The 21,438-nt window shown below is 59.2% G+C and carries 21 protein-coding genes and 1 pseudogene; 19 read left to right on the forward strand and 3 right to left on the reverse strand.

Going from position 1 to position 21,438, the window contains the following annotated elements; translation table 11 throughout:
• Positions 1 to 162 precede the first annotated feature (162 nt).
• The 10 genes from ACFQ95_RS07880 (at position 163) to ACFQ95_RS07925 (ending at position 10,770) form a co-directional block, all read left to right on the forward strand.
• Complete coding sequence (locus ACFQ95_RS07880; RefSeq protein WP_422830292.1) at positions 163 to 1,308, forward strand: alpha/beta hydrolase; 1,146 nt, start codon at positions 163 to 165, stop codon at positions 1,306 to 1,308.
• Complete coding sequence (locus tag ACFQ95_RS07885) at positions 1,305 to 2,525, forward strand: MFS transporter (protein ID WP_422830293.1); 1,221 nt, start codon at positions 1,305 to 1,307, stop codon at positions 2,523 to 2,525. The genes ACFQ95_RS07880 and ACFQ95_RS07885 overlap by 4 nt, the downstream gene beginning before the upstream one ends.
• Positions 2,522 to 3,055 (forward strand): cyclophilin-like fold protein, encoded by a 534-nt coding sequence (locus tag ACFQ95_RS07890; protein WP_422830294.1) that lies wholly within the window; start codon positions 2,522 to 2,524, stop codon positions 3,053 to 3,055. The genes ACFQ95_RS07885 and ACFQ95_RS07890 overlap by 4 nt, the downstream gene beginning before the upstream one ends.
• A gap of 3 nt (positions 3,056 to 3,058) precedes the next feature.
• On the forward strand, positions 3,059 to 3,703 hold the full coding sequence (locus ACFQ95_RS07895) for an NAD(P)H-binding protein (RefSeq protein ID WP_422830295.1): 645 nt from the start codon (positions 3,059 to 3,061) through the stop codon (positions 3,701 to 3,703).
• Entirely contained in the window at positions 3,700 to 4,863 is a 1,164-nt protein-coding gene (locus tag ACFQ95_RS07900; RefSeq protein ID WP_422830296.1) for an MBL fold metallo-hydrolase, read from the forward strand. The genes ACFQ95_RS07895 and ACFQ95_RS07900 overlap by 4 nt, the downstream gene beginning before the upstream one ends.
• A gap of 319 nt (positions 4,864 to 5,182) precedes the next feature.
• Positions 5,183 to 5,935: a 2Fe-2S iron-sulfur cluster-binding protein gene (locus ACFQ95_RS07905; protein ID WP_422830346.1), complete on the forward strand. Its 753-nt coding sequence runs from the start codon at positions 5,183 to 5,185 to the stop codon at positions 5,933 to 5,935.
• Positions 5,922 to 6,914 (forward strand): FAD binding domain-containing protein, encoded by a 993-nt coding sequence (locus tag ACFQ95_RS07910; RefSeq protein WP_422830297.1) that lies wholly within the window; start codon positions 5,922 to 5,924, stop codon positions 6,912 to 6,914. The genes ACFQ95_RS07905 and ACFQ95_RS07910 overlap by 14 nt, the downstream gene beginning before the upstream one ends.
• Positions 6,915 to 6,927: 13 nt before the next feature.
• The gene (locus ACFQ95_RS07915; RefSeq protein WP_422830298.1) at positions 6,928 to 9,120 is read left to right on the forward strand and encodes a xanthine dehydrogenase family protein molybdopterin-binding subunit; all 2,193 of its coding nucleotides are present in this window, start codon (positions 6,928 to 6,930) and stop codon (positions 9,118 to 9,120) included.
• Positions 9,121 to 9,235: 115 nt separating this feature from the next.
• Entirely contained in the window at positions 9,236 to 10,417 is a 1,182-nt protein-coding gene (locus tag ACFQ95_RS07920) for an arabinose transporter (protein WP_422830299.1), read from the forward strand.
• Positions 10,414 to 10,770 (forward strand): cyclophilin-like fold protein, encoded by a 357-nt coding sequence (locus ACFQ95_RS07925; RefSeq protein ID WP_422830300.1) that lies wholly within the window; start codon positions 10,414 to 10,416, stop codon positions 10,768 to 10,770. The genes ACFQ95_RS07920 and ACFQ95_RS07925 overlap by 4 nt, the downstream gene beginning before the upstream one ends.
• Before the next feature lie 21 nt (positions 10,771 to 10,791).
• On the opposite strand, the gene ACFQ95_RS07930 is transcribed toward ACFQ95_RS07925, so the two are convergent.
• A complete protein-coding gene (locus ACFQ95_RS07930; RefSeq protein ID WP_422830301.1) occupies positions 10,792 to 11,712 on the reverse strand; it encodes a LysR family transcriptional regulator in 921 nt (306 codons plus the stop codon).
• Positions 11,713 to 11,841: 129 nt separating this feature from the next.
• Between ACFQ95_RS07930 and ACFQ95_RS07935 the strand changes: the two genes are divergently transcribed.
• From ACFQ95_RS07935 to ACFQ95_RS07945, 3 genes are all read left to right on the forward strand, one after another.
• On the forward strand, positions 11,842 to 12,267 hold the full coding sequence (locus ACFQ95_RS07935; RefSeq protein WP_422830347.1) for a (R)-mandelonitrile lyase: 426 nt from the start codon (positions 11,842 to 11,844) through the stop codon (positions 12,265 to 12,267).
• 42 nt (positions 12,268 to 12,309) lie between these two features.
• A complete protein-coding gene (locus ACFQ95_RS07940; RefSeq protein WP_422830302.1) occupies positions 12,310 to 12,813 on the forward strand; it encodes a (R)-mandelonitrile lyase in 504 nt (167 codons plus the stop codon).
• 103 nt (positions 12,814 to 12,916) lie between these two features.
• Positions 12,917 to 13,561: a carboxymuconolactone decarboxylase family protein gene (locus tag ACFQ95_RS07945; protein ID WP_422830348.1), complete on the forward strand. Its 645-nt coding sequence runs from the start codon at positions 12,917 to 12,919 to the stop codon at positions 13,559 to 13,561.
• 6 nt (positions 13,562 to 13,567) lie between these two features.
• Here the strand turns inward: ACFQ95_RS07945 and ACFQ95_RS07950 are convergent, their stop codons facing one another.
• A complete protein-coding gene (locus ACFQ95_RS07950; protein WP_422830303.1) occupies positions 13,568 to 14,989 on the reverse strand; it encodes an aldehyde dehydrogenase family protein in 1,422 nt (473 codons plus the stop codon).
• Positions 14,990 to 15,641: 652 nt separating this feature from the next.
• Here ACFQ95_RS07950 and ACFQ95_RS07955 point away from each other — a divergent pair.
• A complete protein-coding gene (locus ACFQ95_RS07955; RefSeq protein ID WP_422830304.1) occupies positions 15,642 to 16,232 on the forward strand; it encodes a VOC family protein in 591 nt (196 codons plus the stop codon).
• Positions 16,233 to 16,497: 265 nt separating this feature from the next.
• Here ACFQ95_RS07955 and ACFQ95_RS07960 read toward each other — a convergent pair.
• A pseudogene (locus tag ACFQ95_RS07960) lies at positions 16,498 to 16,762 on the reverse strand (transposase); the annotation flags it as partial.
• A 92-nt stretch (positions 16,763 to 16,854) separates the two neighbouring features.
• Here ACFQ95_RS07960 and ACFQ95_RS07965 point away from each other — a divergent pair.
• The 5 genes from ACFQ95_RS07965 to ACFQ95_RS07985 all read left to right on the forward strand — a co-directional run bounded on the left by ACFQ95_RS07965 (position 16,855) and on the right by ACFQ95_RS07985 (position 21,387).
• Positions 16,855 to 17,076 (forward strand): hypothetical protein, encoded by a 222-nt coding sequence (locus ACFQ95_RS07965; protein ID WP_422830305.1) that lies wholly within the window; start codon positions 16,855 to 16,857, stop codon positions 17,074 to 17,076.
• A gap of 126 nt (positions 17,077 to 17,202) precedes the next feature.
• Positions 17,203 to 17,484 carry an aldolase/citrate lyase family protein gene (locus tag ACFQ95_RS07970; protein ID WP_422830306.1) on the forward strand — a complete coding sequence of 94 codons (282 nt, stop codon included), beginning with the start codon at positions 17,203 to 17,205 and terminating at the stop codon, positions 17,482 to 17,484.
• 628 nt (positions 17,485 to 18,112) lie between these two features.
• Entirely contained in the window at positions 18,113 to 19,090 is a 978-nt protein-coding gene (locus ACFQ95_RS07975; protein ID WP_422830307.1) for a Bug family tripartite tricarboxylate transporter substrate binding protein, read from the forward strand.
• 13 nt (positions 19,091 to 19,103) lie between these two features.
• Complete coding sequence (locus tag ACFQ95_RS07980) at positions 19,104 to 20,585, forward strand: aldehyde dehydrogenase (protein ID WP_422830308.1); 1,482 nt, start codon at positions 19,104 to 19,106, stop codon at positions 20,583 to 20,585.
• A 46-nt stretch (positions 20,586 to 20,631) separates the two neighbouring features.
• Positions 20,632 to 21,387: an SDR family NAD(P)-dependent oxidoreductase gene (locus ACFQ95_RS07985; RefSeq protein WP_422830309.1), complete on the forward strand. Its 756-nt coding sequence runs from the start codon at positions 20,632 to 20,634 to the stop codon at positions 21,385 to 21,387.
• Positions 21,388 to 21,438: the final 51 nt, after the last annotated feature.

Below are 21,438 nucleotides of genomic sequence, written 5' to 3' on the forward strand. Positions count from 1 at the left end.
TTCCGCTTGTCGTACTGACTGATTAGCATGAGTAATAAATGTATTAAGCATTCATTATCTAGTCAATTTCCTCAACGCTTGGCAAACTTCCTCAACGCTGAAAACACTCTCTGACAAGGCAATGCGTGACTGCCCTGTCGCCAATTTCCTAAGGAGCAACACATGAAAACATCCGCCGAGAGCACCTTCGCTACCACAGTAGAACATCACTTCAAAACGTCGGATCGACGCGATTTCCTGAAGATGGCAGGGACCGGCGTTGTGGCCGCGGGCATGTTGTCGAGCACCAGCGAGGTATTGGCCGCGACTCCGAACAAGAACACCGCGCTGCCGAACGGCGCCGACAATTTCTACACCAGCGACAAGCTGACGGTGCAGAAGGTCACTTTCAAAAACCAATACCAAATGACGGTGGAAGGCAGCCTCTTCGTGCCCAAGACACTTGATCGGAAGAAGCGTCATCCAGCCATTGTGGTCGGTCATCCCATGGGGGCGGTGAAGGAGCAAAGTGCGAATCTGTATGCCACCAAAATGGCCGAGCAAGGCTTCGTTACCTTGTCTGTCGACCTCGCTTTTTGGGGTGGCAGCGCGGGGCAACCCCGCAACGCCGTCTCACCGGACATGTACGCCGAAACGTTCAGCGCGGCTGTCGATTTCCTGAGCAGCCAAACTTTCGTGGACAGGCAGCAGATCGGGGCGATTGGCGTTTGCGGTAGTGGCAGTTTTGTCATCAGCGCAGCGAAGATCGACCCTCGCATGAAGGCTATCGCCACCGTCAGCATGTACGACATGGGTGCGGCTAACCGCGATGCGCTCAACCATTCGCAAACGTTGGAGCAGCGCAAGCAGATCATCGCTGCAGCAGCCGAGCAGCGCTTGGCGGAATTCAACGGCGGTGCCGTGCAGTACACCGGCGGAACGGTACTCGCATTGGCTGCCGACACACATCCTATTCAGCGTGAGTTCTACGATTTCTACCGCACACCGCGTGGCGAGGTCACGCCTAAAGGCGCATCTTCTCGAACCACCACCATGCCCACGCTGACCAGCAACGTGAAGTTCATGAACTTCTACCCGTTCAACGACATTGAGACGATTTCGCCTCGCCCCATGCTCTTCATAACCGGCGACCAGGCGCATTCCAAAGAATTCAGCGAACTCGCCTTTAAGCTGGCCGCAGAACCCAAGGAACTGCACGTGGTCCCAGGGGCTGGTCACGTTGACCTGTACGACCGAGTGCCGTTGATTCCATTCGATAAGCTCACGTCGTTTTTCAGCAAGCATTTTGTCACGCCGAGTGCCGCATGACAGCCCAGGCAATTAGCGCACCAACGGGTGACTCCTTGGATTCACGGGGCGAGTCACAGCCTGCGCACTGGGGAGGTGTCTTTGCCATGACGCTTTGCGTCTTTGCCTTGATAGCCTCGGAGTTCATGCCGGTGAGTCTGCTCACGCCGATGGCAACCGATCTCCAGGTTACCGAAGGCATGGCCGGGCAGGGCATTGCCATCTCTGGCGCCTTCGCGGTGCTCACCAGCCTGTCGATCTCGGCGATTGCGGGCATGCTCAATCGTAAGACGCTGTTGCTGGGATTGACGGCGTTGATGTGCCTCTCTGGCGCCATCGTCGCGCTGGCCCCAAACTACCTGGCCTACATGCTAGGTCGGGCGTTGATCGGTGTTGTGGTGGGCGGCTTCTGGTCCATGTCGGCGGCCACGGCCATGCAACTGGTGCCAACCGCCAAGGTGCCGCGCGCGCTGGCGATCTTCAACGGGGGCAACGCGCTTGCCACGGTGGTCGCGGCACCGCTGGGCAGTTACCTCGCGTCCATCGTGGGCTGGCGCGGCGCGTTCTTTTGCCTCGTGCCGGTGGCTGTCATCGCGTTTGTGTGGCAGTGGTTTAGTTTGCCTTCCATGCATGCCAAGCCACGGGCGCCAGGGTCAGGTAACGTCTTTCGGCTCTTAAAGAACCGGGTGGTCGCGCTCGGCATGTTGGCGGTAGGTATCTTCTTCATGGGCCAGTTTGCGTTGTTTACTTACCTTCGGCCGTTCCTGGAAGCCGTGACGCGGGTCGACGTATCGACCTTGTCGCTCATCTTGCTAACGCTGGGTATTGCAGGCTTTATTGGCACCTCGCAGATCGGGCGGGTTCTGGAGATGGGCTTCTACAGCACGCTTGCGGCGATTCCCGTGCTGATGGCAGCCATTGCGCTGACGCTGATGGCCTTTGGCGCCTCGGTCACCATCACCACGGTGCTGCTGGGGCTGTGGGGCCTGGTGACCACTGGCGCACCGGTGGGCTGGTGGACCTGGGTTGCCAGAACCCTGCCAAACGACGCAGAAGCTGGCGGCGGGCTCATGGTGGCTGTGGTTCAACTCTTTATCGCGCTGGGGTCCACGGTGGGGGGCTTGCTTTTTGACCATCGCGGCTACCAGAGCACGTTTGCATTCAGCGCAGTTGCGCTGCTGATTGGCGCGGCTCTTGTTTTACTTACAGCAAGTGCGGACAAAGAGAGGCCAACATGACGCAAGACTTATTTCGATTTGCCGTAGGTGCTGCGCACCATAGCTCTTTGCGCCTTAGGTCAATGGGTATGCTGTTCGGCCTGTTCGTAGTTGCCGCCTGCCAAGCCGAAGAGCGCCCAGCGCCTAGCCCCTTGGCTGCCGCTACCACTGATGTTGGTGCGGCATCGTCCAGAACTACGGCGTCGCGCTTGTGGATGACTATTGGCGAGCGCCGCTTCGCCATCACCTTGGCCGATACCGATGCGGCCAGCGCATTTGCCGCGCGACTGCCGATGACGTTGGACATGACCGAACTCAACGGCAACGAAAAGAAGTTCGACTTGCCAACACCGCTACCTGCGAATGCCAGTCGCCCAGGAGCGATCCGCAATGGTGACCTCATGCTGTACGGCTCGAACACAGTGGTCCTTTTTTATCTGACATTCGACTCTTTATATGCGTACACGCGCCTCGGCCGTGTGGACGACCCCGCCGGCCTAGCTCAGACGCTTGGACCACGCAATGCGCGGGTGGCGTTCTCCAAGAATTAAACGATGAAGAACGTGATTCTGATCGGTGCCAATGGGGCCACCTCCCGGCAAATCATTCCTCGTTTGCTTGTACAGGCGGACGTGAGGCTGACCCTATTCATGCGCCGTACCAACCGCCTGGCGCATTTAAGAAGCGATCGCGTCAATTTTGTTGAGGGGGACGCCACGAACCTAGAGAATTTGAGGAACGCCATCAAGGGCCAGGACATTGTGGTCAGCACCATGGGTGGTGGAGATCTCGACTTCAAAACCGCAAATGTTGTAAAGGCAACTCAGGTCGTGGGCACCCGGCGCGTCATCGCGATCAGTGCCGGCGGTATTTATGACGAACTGCCTGAGCCCTTCAATGCCTGGGACAAAAGTATGGTCGGTTCGTTTCGACCGGTCAATTTAAGAGCAGTTCAGGAGATCGAGAAATCATCGCTGATCTATACCGTCTTGCGTCCTGTTTGGCTGACCGACAAACCTACCGAAGTGTTCCAACTGACAAAAAGAGGCGAAGTCTACAAAGGCACGGAAACTTCCCGCGCGAGCATCGGCCGCTTTGTGGCAAACGTAGTGAAAGACCCGGCGCTCCATGCCAATGAAGACCTGGGAATCAGCCAACCCGATACCGATGGCAACCGGCCGCAGGCCTACGCCCAATGACTCCTTTTTCTGCCCGTTCTGTTGTCAAGGTCATCATGATCATCTTCGCGTTAGGAGCACTGGCCATCTGCGCCTACCTGCAACACCCGCTCTTCGGGGCATTACCGGAAGGAGAGCGGCTCGACCGCATCACTCGCTCGGTTAACCAGCTCGACGGCGCGTTCCGCAACCAGATCGACACGCCCATGTTGACGACGGACGATTCCCAACTTTCGATCATGCTCAGCGATTCGTTAGGCAAGAAGGGCCAGGTTCGTCCACCTGGCATTGTGCCGACAGTCAAGACGGATCTTAAAGCACTGGACCCCTCCGAGGATCTAGTGATCTGGCTTGGCCATTCGTCCTACTACGTTCAACTGGGTGGGCAGCGAATTCTGATCGATCCGGTGTTCAGCACCAACGCGTCGCCCGTACCACTGACGAACGTAGCGTTCGTTGGCACCAGCATCTACGCGGCAGAAGACATGCCGATCATCGACCTTGTGTTAATCACCCACGACCACTACGACCATCTGGACTACCCGAGCATCAAGGCGTTGCAGCCCAAGGTCAAGCAGGTGGTAGCAGGGCTTGGTGTGGGTGCGCATTTCGAGGCTTGGGGCTACGACAAGAATGTCGTTCACGAGGCCGACTGGTACGACACCGTCGCCCCAGTACCCAAGCTGCAGATCCATGTCACGCCTGCCCGTCATTTCTCCGGACGCACCTTCACTCGCGATAAGTCTCTATGGGTTGGCTTTGCGCTGGTGTCGGAACAGCGTCGTATCTTCTTCAGCGGTGATTCAGGCTATTCGCCGCACTTTGCTGAGATTGGCCAGCGCTATGGACCGTTCGACTGGGTTGCTTTGGACGCCGGCCAGTATGACCCTCGTTGGGCCAATGTTCACATGCATCCTGAGCGGGCCGCTCAAGCCGCCGATGATCTTCACACCCGGGCGCTGACGCCAGGGCATGTAGGGCGTTTCTCCATTTCTGCGCATGACTGGGATGATCCATTCAGGCGTATCACTGCGGCCAGCCAAGGGCGTGGTTATGCCCTGTGGACACCAGTGATCGGCCGCCCGGTCTTTCTGGACGGACGTGAGCAGAGCTTCTCGCCATGGTGGCCTTCGGTTAACGCTAACGCCCCACAAAAATTGGCGGGTGGCAATGACCTCTGAGCCGACACGTCATTTGCTCGCAGCTCGCTTTTCTGCGCGTGCCACTGTGGCCGTCACGCCGGCGTCGGGCACGACTTTCGGTGTCGCGATTGAGTAGTACAGGTAATAAGCTTTTTAAGCATTTCTATCTAGTCAACCGGCAGGGCGTTTGCCACACTGATAGGTGGCAAAAAATAAACAGAACAACTCGCGCACGCTCCGTCTTGGATTGGCATTCGGCCAACCCACCAACATTAAAAAGGAGAACTTCATGCCCCACGAAATAGATCACCAAATGCCACCTGAATTGAGTGCAGACGAACAGGCGCTTCTGGCGGAGATGCCGGACCTGAGCGACGTCGGCCAGTCGCGGCGCACGTTCATGATGCAGACCGGTGGCGGCGGCATCGGGCTGTTTGCCGCGAACTTGTTGGCTACTGAGTCGGCGCTGGCCCAGATGGCGCCTGTGTCTGGCGCCGCCTCCGCTCCAGTCGTCGCGCAAAACGTCGTGAAGGTCGTATTCAAGGTCAACGGAGCGCCGCAGGCACTGGCGCTCGATTCACGCGTGGTGTTGCTCGATGCTCTCCGTGAGCATCTGGCATTGACTGGCACCAAGAAGGGCTGCGACCAGGGCCAATGCGGCGCATGCACCGTGCTGGTCGATGGACAACGCGTCCTCTCGTGCCTGACGCTGGCGGCAACGCTCCAGGACCGCGAAGTGACGACAATTGAAGGGCTTGCCACCGGCGACCGCCTTCACCCCATGCAGGCGGCCTTCATCAAACACGATGGCTTTCAATGCGGCTACTGCACTTCGGGACAAATCTGCTCAGCCGTTGGGATGCTGGGCGAGGCGCAGCGCGGGCAGGTCAGCCATGTGACGGAGAACGTTGGCAAGACCACCACGCGACTGAGCAATGACGAGATTCGCGAGCGCATGAGCGGCAATATCTGCCGTTGCGGCGCCTATCCAGGCATCGTGGCGGCGATTCAGGAAGTGCATTCGGGCCGCCAGGCCGCACAGACTTGGGGATTTGCTACCGAAACGCAATTAGCCAGCGCCAAGAAGGAGGACGGCCATGCGACCGTTTGAATACGTACGTGCGGCCGATGCCGCCTCTGCGACCACCGCCGTGTTTGCCGCGCCGCAAGCCAAGTATCTTGCCGGCGGCAGCAACCTGCTCGACCTGATGAAGGAAGACGTGGAGCGCCCAACGCGCCTGGTGGACATCACGCGCCTGCCTCTGCGCGACATCGTGCGTACCCGCGCCGGCCTCTCCATCGGCGCCCTGGCCACCAACAGCGAAACGGCCAACCACGCGTCGATCCGGGAGAACTATCCACTGCTCACGCAGGCCATTGTGGCGGGTGCCTCGGGGCAGCTGCGCAACATGGCCACCAACGGTGGCAACCTGCTGCAGCGCACGCGGTGCAACTACTTCTACGACACGGCCACACCGTGCAACAAGCGCGAGGCCGGCAGTGGCTGCGGTGCACGCGATGGGCTCAATAAGATCCATGCGATTTTGGGTTGGAGCGAAGCCTGCGTGGCCACCTATCCCGGCGACATGGCCACTGCCTTGTATGCGCTTGACGCCAAGGTGCGGGTGCGCGCGCCAGATGCCAGCGAGCGTTTGATCGCGATCACCGACTTCCACCGGTTGCCGGGCGACACGCCGCAACGCGACCACAATCTTGCGCATGGCGAGTTGATCGTGGCGATCGAACTTCCGGTGGCTACAGCCGACTTCGCGCGCCATTCGCACTACCTGAAAGTGCGCGACCGGGCCTCGTACGCTTTCGCGCTGGTGTCTGTGGCCGCCGCGCTAGACCTGGACGGCGGCACGATTCGACAAGCGCGTGTGGTGATGGGGGGGGTGGCCCACAAGCCTTGGCGCAGCGCCGAGGCTGAAGCGGCACTGGTGGGCCAGCGCGCTGACGAGGCAAGCTTCCGGCGGGCCGCCAGCGCGGCATTGCAGGATGCCCGGCCATTGGCGCACAACGCCTACAAGGTCGAATTGGGTCACCGTTCTGTCGTGCGAGCGCTGATGCGCGCCGCGCAACTGGCTTGAAAGAAGGATCGTCATGGCACGCTATCTAGGCAAAGAAACGACCCGCGTCGACGGGCTCGCCAAGGTCACCGGCAAGGCGAAATACACGGCCGAGTTTCAGGTCCCGCATGTCACCTACGGCTTCATCGTGCTGAGCACGGTAGCCAAGGGGCGCATCTCCGCCATCGACACACGAGAGGCCGAGCAGGCCGGCGGCGTGATCCGCATCTTCACGCACTTGAACGCCGCCAAAATGGGTCCAGCACCCGTGGCCGGTGCACCCGCGCAGTGGTCCAGGCCCCTGCAATCAGACCGTGTGTTCTTCAACGGCCAGCCGGTGGCGCTGGTGGTGGCAGAAAGTTACGAGCAGGCCCGGTACGCAGCGCGGCTGGTGAAGGTGAGCTACCAAACCGAGCCCCACAACACCGACTTCGCCACGGTGCTCGAGCGTGCGCAGCCGGACGCAGAAACTGCAAAGGGCAAGCCGCGTGGCAACCCGGTCGCGGCCCTGCAGGCAGCGGCGGTGAAGGTCGAAGCCGAGTACCGCATTCCAATCAACCACCACAACCCAATTGAACCGCATGCGGCCATTGCGTTTTGGCAGGGCGATGAGTTGACGATCTTCGACAAGACACAAAACGTCTTCGGCGTGCAGGGCCACCTTGCAGAAAGTTTTGGCCTGCCGGCGGCGAACATTCGCGTGGTCTCGCCCTTTGTGGGCGGTGCTTTTGGCTCATCTTTGAATCCCAACTACTATCCGTCGCTGACCGCCATGGCGGCCCGTGAGCTCAAGCGCCCGGTCAAGGTGGTGTTCACCCGCGCCCAAATGTTCACGGGGCATGGCTACCGGCCACACACCATCCAGAAGGTTGCGCTGGGGGCTGATCGCAACGGCAAGCTCTCGGCCATGGTGCACGAGGCCTTTCACAACACCTCTTCGTTCGAGCCGTTCTCGGATGCGACCACAGGTTTCACGCGACAGGTTTATGCCTGTCCCAACCTCCACGCACCTCTGAAGGTGGCGGCGACGGACATGGCCACACCCACCTGGATGCGCGCGCCCGGCGCAGTGAGCGGCATGTTCGCGCTGGAGAGTGCCATGGATGAACTGTCCTACGCACTCAAGATCGATCCCATGCAACTGCGCCTCGTCAACTATGCCGAAGTCGACCCGGAAAGCGGCAAGCCGTTCTCCAGCAAGGCGTTGCGCGAGTGCTACCGCCTGGGTGCAGAAAAGTTTGGCTGGAAGAACCGCAAGCCCGAGCCGCGCTCGATGCGCGACGGCCGCCTGTTGGTGGGTTGGGGTATGGCCTCCAGCGTGTGGGGCGCCATGCAGCAGCCCGCCAGCGCGCGCATCATCTTCCGTGCCGATGGCTCGGCCGGCGTGACCAGTGCCACCAGCGATATCGGGCCAGGCACCTACACCGTGATGACCATGATCGCCGCCGAGTTCCTCGGGCTGCGGCTCGACCAGGTGCACTTCGAACTGGGCGACACCCGGCAGCCCAAGGCACCACCGCAAGGCGGCTCGTGGACTACTTCGAGCGTCGGGTCAGCAGTGCAGGGCGCCGCGCTGAGCATTGTTGGCAAGCTGATGGAACTGGCGAACCAGGACGCCGCTTCGCCGCTGAAAGGCGTTAAGTCCACGGACGTGGAGATGTTGGATGGTCGCCTGAGCCTGAAAAGTGATGCTTCGCGTTCGGTCAATATCGTCGAAGTCATGCGCCGCACGGGAACCAGCGAAATTGCCGAGACCTTTGATTCGACGCCATCGCCGGAGCGAGCGAAGTATGCAACGCTGGCGCACGGTGCCCAGTTCGTCGAGGTAAAGGTCGATCCGGACCTCGGCACGGTGAAGGTCACCCGCGTTATCGAGGTCACCGCCTGCGGCAAGATCCTCAACCCGCTCGCATCACACAGCCAGGAGATCGGTGGCGTGGTCTGGGGCATAGGCATGGCGCTGGAGGAAGGAACCGAGATTGACCATCGGTACGGCCGCATCATGAATGCTAACCTGCAGCACTACCACGTGCCGGTGAACGCCGACATCCATTCGATAGAAACTATCTTTGTCGAGGAAGACGACACCATCGTCAATCCACTGGGCGTGAAGGGCATGGGGGAACTCGGCATGGTGGGTATACCGGCGGCGATTGCCAATGCGATCTTTCATGCAACGGGCAAACGGGTGCGCGATTTGCCGATCACGCCGGATAAGTTGCTTTGAGGCGTCGACTACCAGGAGTTGAAGGCCTAGTGTTCAGCCCAAGACTAGAAGCCTAGCCGTAATGGTTGCATCGGTATCACGAGGATCAGGCAGGAGCGCCCCATCGCTCCTGCTGGTGCTGTTTCCGATCATGGTGATTATGCTGCTGAGCTTTGCAACCATAGGTATGGCGTTGCCGGCACTTCCCCTGCATGTACAAGACCAACTGGGGATGGGACCGGTTGCCGTCGGCTTGATATCCGGCAGCCAGTTCGGCGCATCTCTGCTCTGTCGTCCCTGGGCAGGACTCTTCGCTGATCGGGCCGGTGGCAAACAAGCGGTCGTTGTCGGATTGATCTCTGCCGTAGTGGCAGGCGGTTTCTACCTGGCATCGCTGCAAGTCGTCGGCTCACCGATGGTGTCGGCGGCTCTATTGATTGTGGGCCGGGGCGTTTTGGGGGGAGCTGAGAGCTTCATCATCACCGGCGCTCTGGGATGGGGTCTCGGGCTGGCCAGCCCACAGCACACCGGAAGAGTCATCGCATGGGTCGGCACGGCCATGTTCGCGGCCTTCGCGGTAGGCGCACCGGCCGGATCGGTTCTCTACGTCATCTACGGTTTCGGCGCCGTGGCTGCGACGACGATGGCTCTGCCGCTTCTGACTTTGCTCGTCGTCGCGCCGATTCGCGGCGCGCCTCCGATCGTTGCCGAGCGAGCCTCAGCGCGTACGGTGTTAAGCGCGGTATGGCTGCCCGGGATCGGCTTGGCCTTGAGCTGCACCGGCTTCGGCGCCATCATCGGGTTCGGATCGCTTCTCTTCGCCGATAGAGGCTGGTCGCCAAGCTGGCCCATCTTCTCGTCCTATGCGATTGCATTCATCATGGCCCGGGTCGCTTTAAGTCACATGGCCGATCGATTCGGTGGCGCGCGGGTCGCGTTAGTGTGCCTGGTCATTGAAGCCATTGGGCTCGCGCTGATTGGTTTAGCATCGACGCAGACGGTCGCGCTTGTCGGCGCCGCTCTCACCGGATTCGGCTTTTCGTTGGTGTTTCCCGGCTTTGGTGTCGAAGCCGTCAGCCGGGTTCAACCCTCCAACCGTGCGCTTGCCATCGGGGTGTACACGGCGTTTCTCGACCTTTCGCTCGGACTCGCGAGTCCAGCGATGGGCTGGATCGGCGATGTGGCCGGTCTTTCCAGAATCTTTCTGTTCAGTGCGTTTGCAGCGCTGGCGGCAACAGCCATCGCGGTCGGGCTGATCGCTCGCCAGCGTCGTGGAGCGGAAGGCGAATTGCGATCCGACACGCAGAGGGTCTTATGAAAATTCAGATGACTGTAGACGGGGCCGTCATCGCACGGGCAACACTCGACAACAACGAAAGTGCTCGCGATTTTGCGGAGCTGCTTCCGCTGGACCTATCGCTGAAAGACTATGCCGCGACCGAAAAGATTGCCAGTCTTTCACAAAAGTTATCTGTTGAAGGGGCTCGTGATGCCTATACACCGAGCGTGGGCGACCTCAGTTACTACGTCCCCTGGGGCAACTTAGCCATTTTCTACAAGGACGGAGATTTTTCGATTGGGCTCGTCCGCTTGGCTCGCCTTGATTTCGGGGTCGACGCAATCGAGCATCTTGGTTCGGCGAGCGTACGGATTGAACGAGCTAGAGATTGAGACGCAGATCGTCGAGTGAGTTCACGCTGGACTAGGCGCCTCTGGCGGCTCTTCGCGGTATCGCAACGCTTCGATCACTAGCGCCAGTGCAGGCGAAATCTGACGTCGGTTCGCATAGTAGAGGTGATAACCTGGAAAACTTGGCCACCAGTCTTCCAGTACCGGAATCAATTTTCCCTCTGCGATGTGCGGTCGAACGATGTCTAACGGCACGTAGGCGAAGCCCATGCCATCTAGGGCTGCCTGCACCATCAGCAATGTGTTGTTGAACACAGTCTGTCCTTCGACACGCACCTTGACCGTTTCACCTTCCTTCTCGAAATCCCAGGCGTAAAGACCTCCGTGGGTTGGCAGCCGAAGGTTCACACAGCGATGGACCGTCAGACCTTGGGGGATGATCGGCAAGATCCTGCCATTCAAGTATTCGGGTGATGCCGTTACGGCCATGCGCAACGCTGGCGCGATGCGAACGGCCACCATGTCCTTGTCCACCCTATTGCCGGATCGAACCCCCGCATCGAAACGCTGTGCCGCGATGTCTGTGAAAGCATAGTCAACGTTGAACTCGATCTGAATGTCGGGGTAGGCCTTGAGCAGCGGCATCAGGCGCGGCCAGAGCGCGGACGCGATGGCGTGATCATGTGCCGTGATGCGAACTGTGCCCGCAGGTTTGTCGCGCATCGCGCTTAACGCGCTGAGCTCGGCTTCAATTTCCGTCAGCCGTGGCGCAACACTGTTGAGCAGTCTGTCACCCGCTTCGGTGGTCGAAACGCTTCGCGTGGTGCGTGTCAAAAGACGCACACCCAACCGCGCCTCCAATGCCAGCATGGAGTGGCTCAGCGCTGAACGCGACAACCCGAGTTGGGCGGCGGCACGTGTGAAGCTGCGTTCGCGTGCAACCACTACGAACGCCTGAAGGTCATTCAAATTTTCTTTGGCCATTGGTGATTCATTTGCACAAGCGTTTCCCGATTTACCTATCTTCTCAGAAGTCGGAGCCGACTATAGAGTTACCGCTTGGGCACCGATTTTCGCGGTAAAGGTGCCACTTCAATCACTCAGGATAAAGACATGCAACTCCATCATCCCGGAGCACAACCCTCGATCAAGGGTTCTACCGAATATTTCACAGGCAATGTGCGCATCGACATGCTGAATAGCCCTCCGGAGCCATCTCGTGTTTCTTGTGCAAGCGTGACGTTTGAGCCGGGCGCTCGATCAGCCTGGCACACGCACCCCTTGGGACAGACATTGATCATCACAGCGGGTTGTGGATGGACCCAATGCGAAGGTGAGTTGATTGTGGAAATTCGCGCCGGCGACGTGATCTGGTGCCCGCCCGGCCATAAGCATTGGCATGGCGCGTCTGCCACAACGGCGATGACCCATATTGCAATTCAAGAAGCGCTCGATGGCAAGAACGTCGTGTGGCTCAGCCATGTCACCGATGAGGAGTATTCGGTGGGGCCGCGAAGCAGCTCGGCACAGGGTTGCTGACCTTGATGCCAACTATTCTTAACAACTGGATGTTTAATCAACATGAACAATCGTCTACGTAAAGTTGTAGTCTTCTTAGCGGTAGTGCAGGGCGGTATAGCCAGCGCTGTCGATGCGTCCGGCAAGTCCGCCCCGCCCACCCACGGCCAAGAAATTACGCTCGCAGGATCACAGCCGTCCGCTTCTGGACCAGACGCGTTTTTCACGGGACGCGTGAGGGTGGACCCCATCTGGCCCGCTAGCCAAGAGATCAATGCATCGGGCGCCTATGTCACCTTCGAGCCCGGCGCGCGCTCTGCTTGGCATACCCATCCGAGCGGCCAAAGGCTGGTGGTCACATCCGGTGTTGGCAGAACGCAGGAATGGGGCAAACCGATGCAGGAACTTCGCGCTGGTGACAGCGTGTGGTGCCCGCCAGGCATCAAGCATTGGCATGGCGCGTCGCCCACAACGGCGATGACGCACATTGCGGTTTCAGGAACGCTTAACGGCAAAAACGTGGAATGGATGGAAAAGGTCACCGATGAACAATACACAGCCCGCTAGTCTTTCCAAGCAGGTCGCGCTCGGCCTCGCGCTCGGGGTCTCCGCGTTATGCGCCGATGCCACCGCATCTGAGAAGAAGACCGACGCCACGCTCAAAGTCCAGATGAAGTCGGACTCTTTGTCGATTCGTCAGCAGTCCATTATTCCCATCGCTGCATTCGGTGCGGCTGGCGACATCACAAGGCTCGGGGTCGCGCTGAACCAAGGCCTCGACGCGGGGCTGACCGTTAGTGACGCGAAGGAGGTACTGGTTCAACTCTACGCCTACGCCGGTTTTCCGCGCAGCTTGAACGCGCTAAGCGAGTTGATGAAAGTTGTTGAACAACGTCGACAACGCGGTATTCAAGATGCGCAGGGCCAAGAGCCCCGTCGCGCGATTCCCAAAGGCGATGCATTGCTTGCGGCAGGCACCGCCAACCAAACCAAGCTCGTTGGAGCGCCTGTGAAGGGGGCCTTGTTCGACTTTGCACCTGCCGCCGGTGAATACCTGAGGACGCATCTGTTTGGCGACATCTTCGAGCGAGACAACCTCGACTGGCAAAGCCGTGAAATCGCCACGCTGGGCATGCTTTCTGCGTTGCAGGGCGCGGATTCGCAGCTGCAGTCACACATGGGCATGAGCATGAACGTCGGCTTGACGGCAGAACAACTCAATCAACTGACCCACGTGCTAGATGAGCACGTGGATGCTACCGCAGCGCAACGCGCGCGCGGAGCACTGACACGTCACCTTGCAAAGGGCGTTTAAATCTTATTAATCCGCGAAGCCAACCATCGCCTTCACCTCGAGGTACTCCTCGAGGCCGAAGACACCCATGGCGCGACCGTTCCCGGATTTTTTGTACCCACCCATCGGCGCTGCGGGATTGCTTGCGGCGCCGTTGAAAAACACCCTCCCGGCTCTGAGTTGGCGGCAGAGGGCAAGCCCGGCATCCGGGTCTTTGGAGAAGGCGTATGCGCCAAGACCGTATTCCGTGCCGTTCGCGATATCGATGGCCTCCTTCACATCCGAGTACGCGATCAGGGCCAGTACAGGGCCGAATACTTCTTCCTGCGCGATCTTAGAGCGTGGATCCACTCTCGCAAAAACGGTTGGCTTAGCAAAGTAACCACGCTTCAATCCTTCCGGCCGACCTAGGCCACCGCATACGAGTTCCGCACCCTCGTCCATTCCGATCTGGATGTACTTTTGCACCCGTTCGAATTGAGCCTCATTGATCAACGGGCCCATCGTGGTGCCGGAATCGAAGGGATCGCCGGGTTGTACCTTCGCTCCCTCTTTGCGAAGTGCGGCGATGGCCTCGTCGATCTGGCTCTCGTGAACCAGCAATCTTGTCGGTGCGTGGCAGGATTGGCCCGTGTTGAAAAACGCGCGGCCCATGGTCCACTGGGCGGCCGCAGTCACGTCGGCATCAGGTAGTACAACGCACGGAGACTTGCCGCCCAGTTCCTGGGACACGCGTTTCACCGTGGGTGCGGCGGCTTCCGCGACCAATATTCCAGCGCGGGTCGAACCGGTGAACGACACCATATCGACCTCAGGGTGCGCGCACAGTGCATTGCCTACCGTTGCACCATCGCCGATCACAAGATTGAAGACGCCCGGTGGCGTGCCGGCTTCGTGCAGGATTTCAGCGAAGGCGATCGCGCTAAGTGGCGTGAATTCGCTCGGCTTGAGCACCATTGTGCAGCCTGCCGCTAACGCATAGCCGACCTTCGTGCCAAGCAACTGAAGCGGCCAGTTCCAGGCGGCGATCAACGCGCAGACACCGATGGGATCGCGGCTGATCAGATTGGGGCCCTGAAAGACTTCGAACTTGTAGTTCTTCAGCGTGGCGACGGCTTCATTGAGCACGCCAATTGTGCCCACGGTATGGATGGTCGCGCTCTTCGGCGCGCCGAGCTCGGTGCAGACGATGTCGGCGAGTTCGGCCTGTCTTGCCGTGAAGCGGGCAATGACGCTTTCGAGCAGCTCGATGCGTTCAGCGGTCGAGCTGCGGCTAAAGCGGGGAAACGCGCGCCGGGCAGCTTTGACGGCTTGGTCGGCATCGGCTGCGGTGGCCATCTTCAGCCTTACCAGAGGCTCTTCGGTCGTCGGATTCTTTCGCTCGAAACTATCGCGGCCACTCACGGGTACCCACAGCCCATCGATATAGCATTTGTCAAGTGTTTTCATTTTCGATCGTCGTCAGATTTTTGGTTGATGAAATGCAGAGCGAAGGCGAGCCAGCAGTCGTCCAATCAGCCGGGCATGCTGAGGCCGCAATGCAGTCTGACTCTTCGTCCGGTTGGCATAGAGATTCAGTTACTTTACGGACCGAGAGATGAAACGTCTATTCGTAATTTATTGATCAACCGTAAGTTCTGCTTACCACTGCAGCGCTTGCACGTCGTTAAACGCAACATAATTTATTGAAGCGCTGGAAGCCGCTGTCGGTTGTTAGTTCCGTTTACCAGTCGGGGCATGAAATGTGACTGGACGCGCATTTTTCGCTGCGTCAAAGTACGGTAGGGGCTTGAGCCCAGTCCTCCAGACCTCGTCGCTAGATCACGTGAGAAATGATACGAAAAATAAGGAAAGGATATGACGCCGAAGGCAACAGTTCATGCCGTTCAGAACCAAAGGGTTCTGAAAAGCTCTCGAGACTTGAAGGTCAAGAATCAGATTAATCCGCGAGAAACTTGCCCATCGAGAAACCGTCGTTGCTGTGTGACGACCGCTACAGCGCCATTTAGATTGCTTAGCACGCTCACTCCACCAAGGCCTGCAGCTTTGGAACAAGTCGACGTCTTGTAATCAAAACTGACATAGATAGATCGAAATTCATATGCCTCCCCATCAAGACCTTAAAACTTTGCGCGAACTGTTGGGCCCTGATCTTCAGATCAGCTTCGTAGTGAAAGACCTCGATGCCGCTCTCGATTTGTGGACGCTGCAAATGGGCGTCGGCCCGTTCGTCGTTTTTGAAAAGTCGCTCGGCGACAGGCGTTTCCTGCACCATGGCAAGGTCAGCGACGTGCAGATGTCCGTTGCGCTGTCATACCGCGGCGAGACCCAGATCGAGATCATCACCCAGGTCAACGACGCGCCTTCCATCTATTCCGAATTCTTTGCTTCCGGCCGTGAGGGCTTGCAGCACATTGCATTTGCCGCAGCCGACTATGAGCAAGCCTGCCGGCGTTTTCAGGCCATCGGCTTCAAAGAAGTGAGCGCCATCCACATGCCCGACGGAACCAAGAACGTGAGCTATTTTCAGAGCCCTGAAAGCGTGGGGGTTGTGGTCGAGCTGGTGCCTATGACGCCTGCGCGCCGAACCTACTACGACCGCATCAAGGCACTTGCCGCCTCGTGGGACGGCATGGATCCGGTACGGCGTTATCGCGATAGTGTCGAGTTTCTGGCCAAGGTCTGCAGCTGACCTTTGCATGCGGGAGCTTGCGCCCTCGGTGCAGGACACAGGCCGATACTCAGTTGGAGATGGTTATTCCGACACTTGTATGTGATTGTCCTTGATCACCTTGCCCATCGCTGAGCCTCGCTTTTGATCATAGCGGCCACGGCAGGCGCATTCTTGCTCTCAGCAAAGAAGCCGATTGCGCTCAAGCGACACTGAACCTCCGGATCCTTCAACACTTTGGCGAAGGCGTCATGTCGCGGGGGGCGCTGCAGGCGCCATGAAGGCATACCAGCGCCAGGATTTGCGGGGCCAGCTTGTGCTCCTCAGCCACTGGCGGAACCGAGGAATCGTCGTCTCGTCGGGCGGCGCTCTGTCCAAGTTCAGACCGCGAACTTGCGGAACATCCCGATGTCGTGCAGTACTTCTTCCATCGCCGGATCACCAAGCGTGAACCCTTGCTGCATGAAGTGGATGCGCAACATTGTCTCCACGAAAAACGGCGGGAGCGTGCGCTTGGTCGTCAGGCTCAGTCCCAGGTCGGCTTGTTTCATGGCCCAGATTTTGTCAGCGCGTCGGCTCAACGAGAACGTCGGGAGCGGATTTATGCAGACCTTCCTTCGCGCGAGACGCGCTGGTGGTTTAGATGACGGTGCGCCTGGTGCGTACGGTCGAGATCGCAGAGATTGCAGGGTCTGCCAGATTCGATACTTTCTACATCGATATGGAGCACAGCAGCTTCTCGCTCGAGACCACCGCGCAGATCTGCATGGCACGACTCGCGCTCGGTATCACGCCGCTCGTCCGGGTCGCGAATACATCCCCCGAGTCAATCGGCCGCGTGCCGGACGGCGGCGCACTAGCGTGATAGCACCCCATGTGGAATCGGCCAGTCGATCCCTCAAAGTTTCCGCCTCTTGGCAATTTAGGGTTTAACGGAGCCTTGCCCCACCTTAGGGTCAAGTCGTTTCCAACCAAAGATGTTTTCTTGGCCATGAACGAGGCCAGCATGGTGGTTGTCATGATTGAATCCGGCCAGACGCTTGCCAACGTGGAAGAGATTGCGGCTGTGCCGGGCGTCGACACGCTCTTTATCAGCTCAAACGATCACGCTTCGTCGCTGGGCATCCCGGGTGAACTGGAACACCCCAAGGTCCGCGAGGCCCATGCAACGAGCATCGCCCCCTGCCGCAAGCAGTGCAAACATCTCGGCATCGGTGGCCTCGTGGCCTTCCCCAAATTGGCCACCGAAATGATTGCCCTAGGTTGCCGGTAGATCTCGACCCGCACCGATCTGTCGTTTCTGCTGAACGGTGCGACTCCGAAGGCCAAGCAGGCTTGCGGCAACTGAGATATGGGTTTGCTGCCGTAGGCAGAGAAGCCCAGGGTGGCTAACCATCCAAAGCGGGAGCTCCCATGCCCATTCGCTAATGTTCAACAACAGAAGAAGCTTCCGCTTGGCTAAAGCCTATTGCATCAAGACCTACTGTGGGATCACCCAACCGGACGCACTTGCGATATACGGCAAGCTTGTCGGCCGGGCCGTCCAGGCCACCGCCACGCACGATGGGGCCGCATACCAGGGGCTTTGCGCGCTCTCGCCGGTGGAGCTAACCGGGATATTCGCATCGTCGATGTCGCAGCATGACTTCCCGTCAGGGCAGCGAGCAGAGCGCTGAAAGGTTGGAGCATGCGACGTAAGAAAATCTTAACGAACGCTGCAGAAAAGCCGTCTTGACCCCTGTTCTGGCAACTTCAATACTCGCCACACCGTAGGAAAGAACACCCGCGGTGGGTGTCTGGGCCGCGTCGAGCCGCAGTGGTGTGCTTTGGCAGTTCGCAAGAGCATTCATTGCGGGAACGAAGCGTCCACGACAAAGAAGTATAAAACCTGGAGACAAAAAATGATTTCAAGGCGAGCAGTTTTACAGGCGGCCTCAGGTCTTGCCGTGGTCGGCATTCCAGTGGGAAAGGCCATGGCCGATGCAGCCTACCCGACGCGTCTCATCAAGATCGTTGTCGGCAACGCCCCCGGTGGGACAGATGATCTGATCAGTCGTACGCTTGGTCAATACATGACAAGCCGCTGGGCGCAGCCCGTCATCATTGAAAATCGTGGCGGCGCTTCCACCACGATTGCAGGCGGCTACGTGGCGTCGGCGGCGCCTGATGGCTACACCGTGCTTTGCTTGATCGGTACCAGCATCGTGCAAACTGTCTTGCGCGAAAAGATGCGGTATAGCCTCGACAGTTTTGTCCCGATCGCCGGCGTCGGTGGATTCCCACTGGGCTTGGCGGTCTCAGCGTCCGGCAATATCAAGACGATGGATGACCTCAAGGCCGCGGCCAAAGCGCCAGGTGGCGTCAAGTTCGCCTCCGGTGGCGTCGGGACCATGGGCCATCTGAACGCGGTCAAGTTTCTCAAAACGATTGGCGGTACGGGCTTGCACGTGCCATACCGTAACAACCCCGAGTGTCTCCAAGCCATTGCGGGAGGATTCGCGGACATGATGTTCGCCTCGGTATCGGAGGTAGCTCCGATGAGAGGCGATGGCCTGTTGCGCGTGTTGGCTGTGTCGTCGCCGGAGCGCTCCAGCAATTTGCTCGACGTGCCAACCACGCGCGAGTTGGGGCTTCCGCAAATCAACACGTCGCTGTGGCATGGATTCGTCGCGCCAGCTGGTACACCTCCCGACATCGTGGCGAAGATCGCCGACGTCATCACCCAAGGCGTGAACCAGCCCGATTTCCAGAATCGATTCAAGTCGCTGGCATTTCAGACCGACGTCAAGACAGGTGCGGCGCTGACTGCATTCATCACCGGCGAGGCCGCCCGTTGGCGTGAAGTCATCACCGAGAACAACATTCGAGTTACCGACTGATCTCAAGGAAATTATGAAAAAGTATGGTTTGTACATCGACGGACGCGAAGTTGATCCTCAGGGAGGCGAATGGCTCGAGACGGTGGATCCGTATCGCGGTGAAGCCTGGGCGTCGATCGCGCGTGGAGGTGCGGAGGATGTGGACCGGGCCGTAGCTGCCGCCAGGCTGGCGATGACCAAGGGTGCATGGGCCACGATGTCGGCGACCAAGCGTGGCAAGGTGATGCGCAGCATTGGCGACGTGGTGGCGAAGAACGCCGTGCGCCTGGCCGAGATCGAGGCCAGGGACAACGGCAAACTGCTTGCTGAGATGCATGGGCAGCTTGCCGCCATTTCAGAATGCTGGTACTACTACGCCGGCCTCGCCGACAAGATTCAGGGCTCATCGGTTCCGGTGGAAAAACCCGATACCTTTGCTTTCACTACACGTGAACCCATCGGCGTAGTGGCCGCTCTCACGGCCTGGAACTCCCCTTTGTGGTTCGCCACGGTCAAGGCTGCTCCAGCCATGGCCGCCGGGTGTTCGGTGGTGGTAAAACCTTCGGAGTTTGCTTCGGTCAGCACACTGGAATTCGCAGCGCTGCTGAAAGAGGCTGGCGTGCCGGATGGTGTCTTCAATGTGGTTACGGGGCTCGGGCACGAAGCCGGAGCGGCGCTCGTCGAGCATCGCGACATCGCCAAGATAACTTTCACGGGATCGGACGTCACCGGCACCCGAATTTACGAGACCGCGGCCCGCACCCTGAAGCGGGTATCCCTGGAGCTGGGTGGCAAGTCCCCGAACATCGTGTTCGCGGATGCCGATCTCGATCTAGCTGCGGCGGGTGTTGTCTCTGGCATCTTTGGTGCTGCGGGCCAGATGTGTTCCGCCGGTTCACGCTTGTTGATTGAAAAGTCGATCAAGGAGGAGTTCACCCAGAAGCTGCTGCAGATGGCGAAGAACATTCGACTCGGCGATCCCATGGATCCGGCCACCAATGTAGGGCCCATCGCAACACCACCCCAGTTCCAGAAGGTGCTGCATTACATCGCAGTTGCCAAGGAAGACGGCGCGCGATGCATCCTCGGTGGAAAGCCAGCCGTGGGACCGGGTTTGATTGGCGGCCAGTTCGTCGAACCGACCATCTTCGATGGTGTCACTAACGGCATGCGTATCGCACAGGAAGAGGTCTTCGGCCCGGTGTTGTCGATCATTGAATTCGACGGCGAAGAGCAGGCCGTCGAGATTGCCAACGACGTCGACTTCGGTCTGGTTGCAGCCGTTTGGACGAAGAGCATCGGCAGGGCGTTACGCATGTCGAAGAGTCTTGAGGTCGGCACCGTCTGGATTAACACTTACCGAACCTACAGCTACATGATGCCCTTCGGCGGCATGAAGCGTTCGGGCATCGGGCGTGAGCAGGGTATCGAATCGGTCAACGAATACCTTGAGACGAAGAGTGTGTTCATCTCCACCGCAGAAGGCGCGCCAGCGAACGCATTTGTCCAACGATGAGCGTGCGGACTTCCAAAACTTCAAAATGACAAAAGGGTAGATAACGATGGCTGAGAAAGAATTGAACCAGGCGGGGAGCGCAGCGCCTTCGAACAGGCTTGCAGGGCGGCGACTGGTGGTCACAGGCGGCGCTTCCGGCATCGGCAGGGCAGTTGCCCGGTTGTTCGCTGCCGAAGGTGCGTCGCTCGCGCTACTCGACCGTGATGCGCGCGTTGCAGAGACGGCCCAGGAAATCGGCGCTACCGGCTATGTCGTCGACATCACCGACGAGAGTGCGGTCATGCAGGTGATCGAGCAGGCCGGCCAGGTGATGTCGGGCATCGACGGCGTAGTCAACGCGGCGGGCATTATGTCCAAGGGGCTCACCACCGAAGTGCCCGCCGATGCCTGGCGCCGCATTCTGGATGTGAATCTGACCGGCACTTACATCGTGGTCCGAAGCTGCCTGCCGTGGATGCAACGCGAGTCGGAAGGGACGATCGTCAACATCGCCTCCGCCGCGGGCTTGTTGTCCAACGCGGCGGGCCTCACGGCCTACGCAGCATCAAAAGGTGGAGTCATTGCATTGACGCGCGTGCTTGCCGCTGAACTGGCGCCACAGATCCGCGTGAATTCGGTTTGCCCAGGCATGGTTGATACGCCAATGGCCGACGGCTACCGGGCCAACGTCGGCAACTACGCCTTGAAGCGGCTGGCCGATCCCTTGGAAATCGCCCGCGCGATCCTGTTCCTCACACTCTCGGACTCTTCCTATGTGACGGGGGCCGCCCTTGCAACGGACGGCGGACGATCCTTCCACTGAGTATTGCATCTAGACCACAAACCTGTTTCAACGGGCTCGGGGGCCGGAGTC

This window comes from Variovorax sp. HJSM1_2, assembly GCF_049316285.1.
Lineage (GTDB): Bacteria > Pseudomonadota > Gammaproteobacteria > Burkholderiales > Burkholderiaceae_C > Rhodoferax_B.

Excerpts from the sequence above, each read along its gene's own strand:
- ACFQ95_RS07880 (WP_422830292.1), top strand. The coding sequence starts at position 163 with ATGAAAACATCCGCCGAGAGCACCTTCGCTACCACAGTAGAACATCAC.
- ACFQ95_RS07885 (WP_422830293.1), top strand. The coding sequence starts at position 1,305 with ATGACAGCCCAGGCAATTAGCGCACCAACGGGTGACTCCTTGGATTCA.
- ACFQ95_RS07890 (WP_422830294.1), top strand. The coding sequence starts at position 2,522 with ATGACGCAAGACTTATTTCGATTTGCCGTAGGTGCTGCGCACCATAGC.
- ACFQ95_RS07895 (WP_422830295.1), top strand. The coding sequence starts at position 3,059 with ATGAAGAACGTGATTCTGATCGGTGCCAATGGGGCCACCTCCCGGCAA.
- ACFQ95_RS07900 (WP_422830296.1), top strand. The coding sequence starts at position 3,700 with ATGACTCCTTTTTCTGCCCGTTCTGTTGTCAAGGTCATCATGATCATC.
- ACFQ95_RS07905 (WP_422830346.1), top strand. The coding sequence starts at position 5,183 with ATGCCGGACCTGAGCGACGTCGGCCAGTCGCGGCGCACGTTCATGATG.
- ACFQ95_RS07910 (WP_422830297.1), top strand. The coding sequence starts at position 5,922 with ATGCGACCGTTTGAATACGTACGTGCGGCCGATGCCGCCTCTGCGACC.
- ACFQ95_RS07915 (WP_422830298.1), top strand. The coding sequence starts at position 6,928 with ATGGCACGCTATCTAGGCAAAGAAACGACCCGCGTCGACGGGCTCGCC.
- ACFQ95_RS07925 (WP_422830300.1), top strand. The coding sequence starts at position 10,414 with ATGAAAATTCAGATGACTGTAGACGGGGCCGTCATCGCACGGGCAACA.
- ACFQ95_RS07930 (WP_422830301.1), bottom strand. The coding sequence starts at position 11,712 with ATGGCCAAAGAAAATTTGAATGACCTTCAGGCGTTCGTAGTGGTTGCA.
- ACFQ95_RS07935 (WP_422830347.1), top strand. The coding sequence starts at position 11,842 with ATGCAACTCCATCATCCCGGAGCACAACCCTCGATCAAGGGTTCTACC.
- ACFQ95_RS07940 (WP_422830302.1), top strand. The coding sequence starts at position 12,310 with ATGAACAATCGTCTACGTAAAGTTGTAGTCTTCTTAGCGGTAGTGCAG.
- ACFQ95_RS07945 (WP_422830348.1), top strand. The coding sequence starts at position 12,917 with ATGAAGTCGGACTCTTTGTCGATTCGTCAGCAGTCCATTATTCCCATC.
- ACFQ95_RS07950 (WP_422830303.1), bottom strand. The coding sequence starts at position 14,989 with ATGAAAACACTTGACAAATGCTATATCGATGGGCTGTGGGTACCCGTG.
- ACFQ95_RS07955 (WP_422830304.1), top strand. The coding sequence starts at position 15,642 with ATGCCTCCCCATCAAGACCTTAAAACTTTGCGCGAACTGTTGGGCCCT.
- ACFQ95_RS07965 (WP_422830305.1), top strand. The coding sequence starts at position 16,855 with ATGACGGTGCGCCTGGTGCGTACGGTCGAGATCGCAGAGATTGCAGGG.
- ACFQ95_RS07970 (WP_422830306.1), top strand. The coding sequence starts at position 17,203 with ATGAACGAGGCCAGCATGGTGGTTGTCATGATTGAATCCGGCCAGACG.
- ACFQ95_RS07975 (WP_422830307.1), top strand. The coding sequence starts at position 18,113 with ATGATTTCAAGGCGAGCAGTTTTACAGGCGGCCTCAGGTCTTGCCGTG.
- ACFQ95_RS07980 (WP_422830308.1), top strand. The coding sequence starts at position 19,104 with ATGAAAAAGTATGGTTTGTACATCGACGGACGCGAAGTTGATCCTCAG.
- ACFQ95_RS07985 (WP_422830309.1), top strand. The coding sequence starts at position 20,632 with ATGGCTGAGAAAGAATTGAACCAGGCGGGGAGCGCAGCGCCTTCGAAC.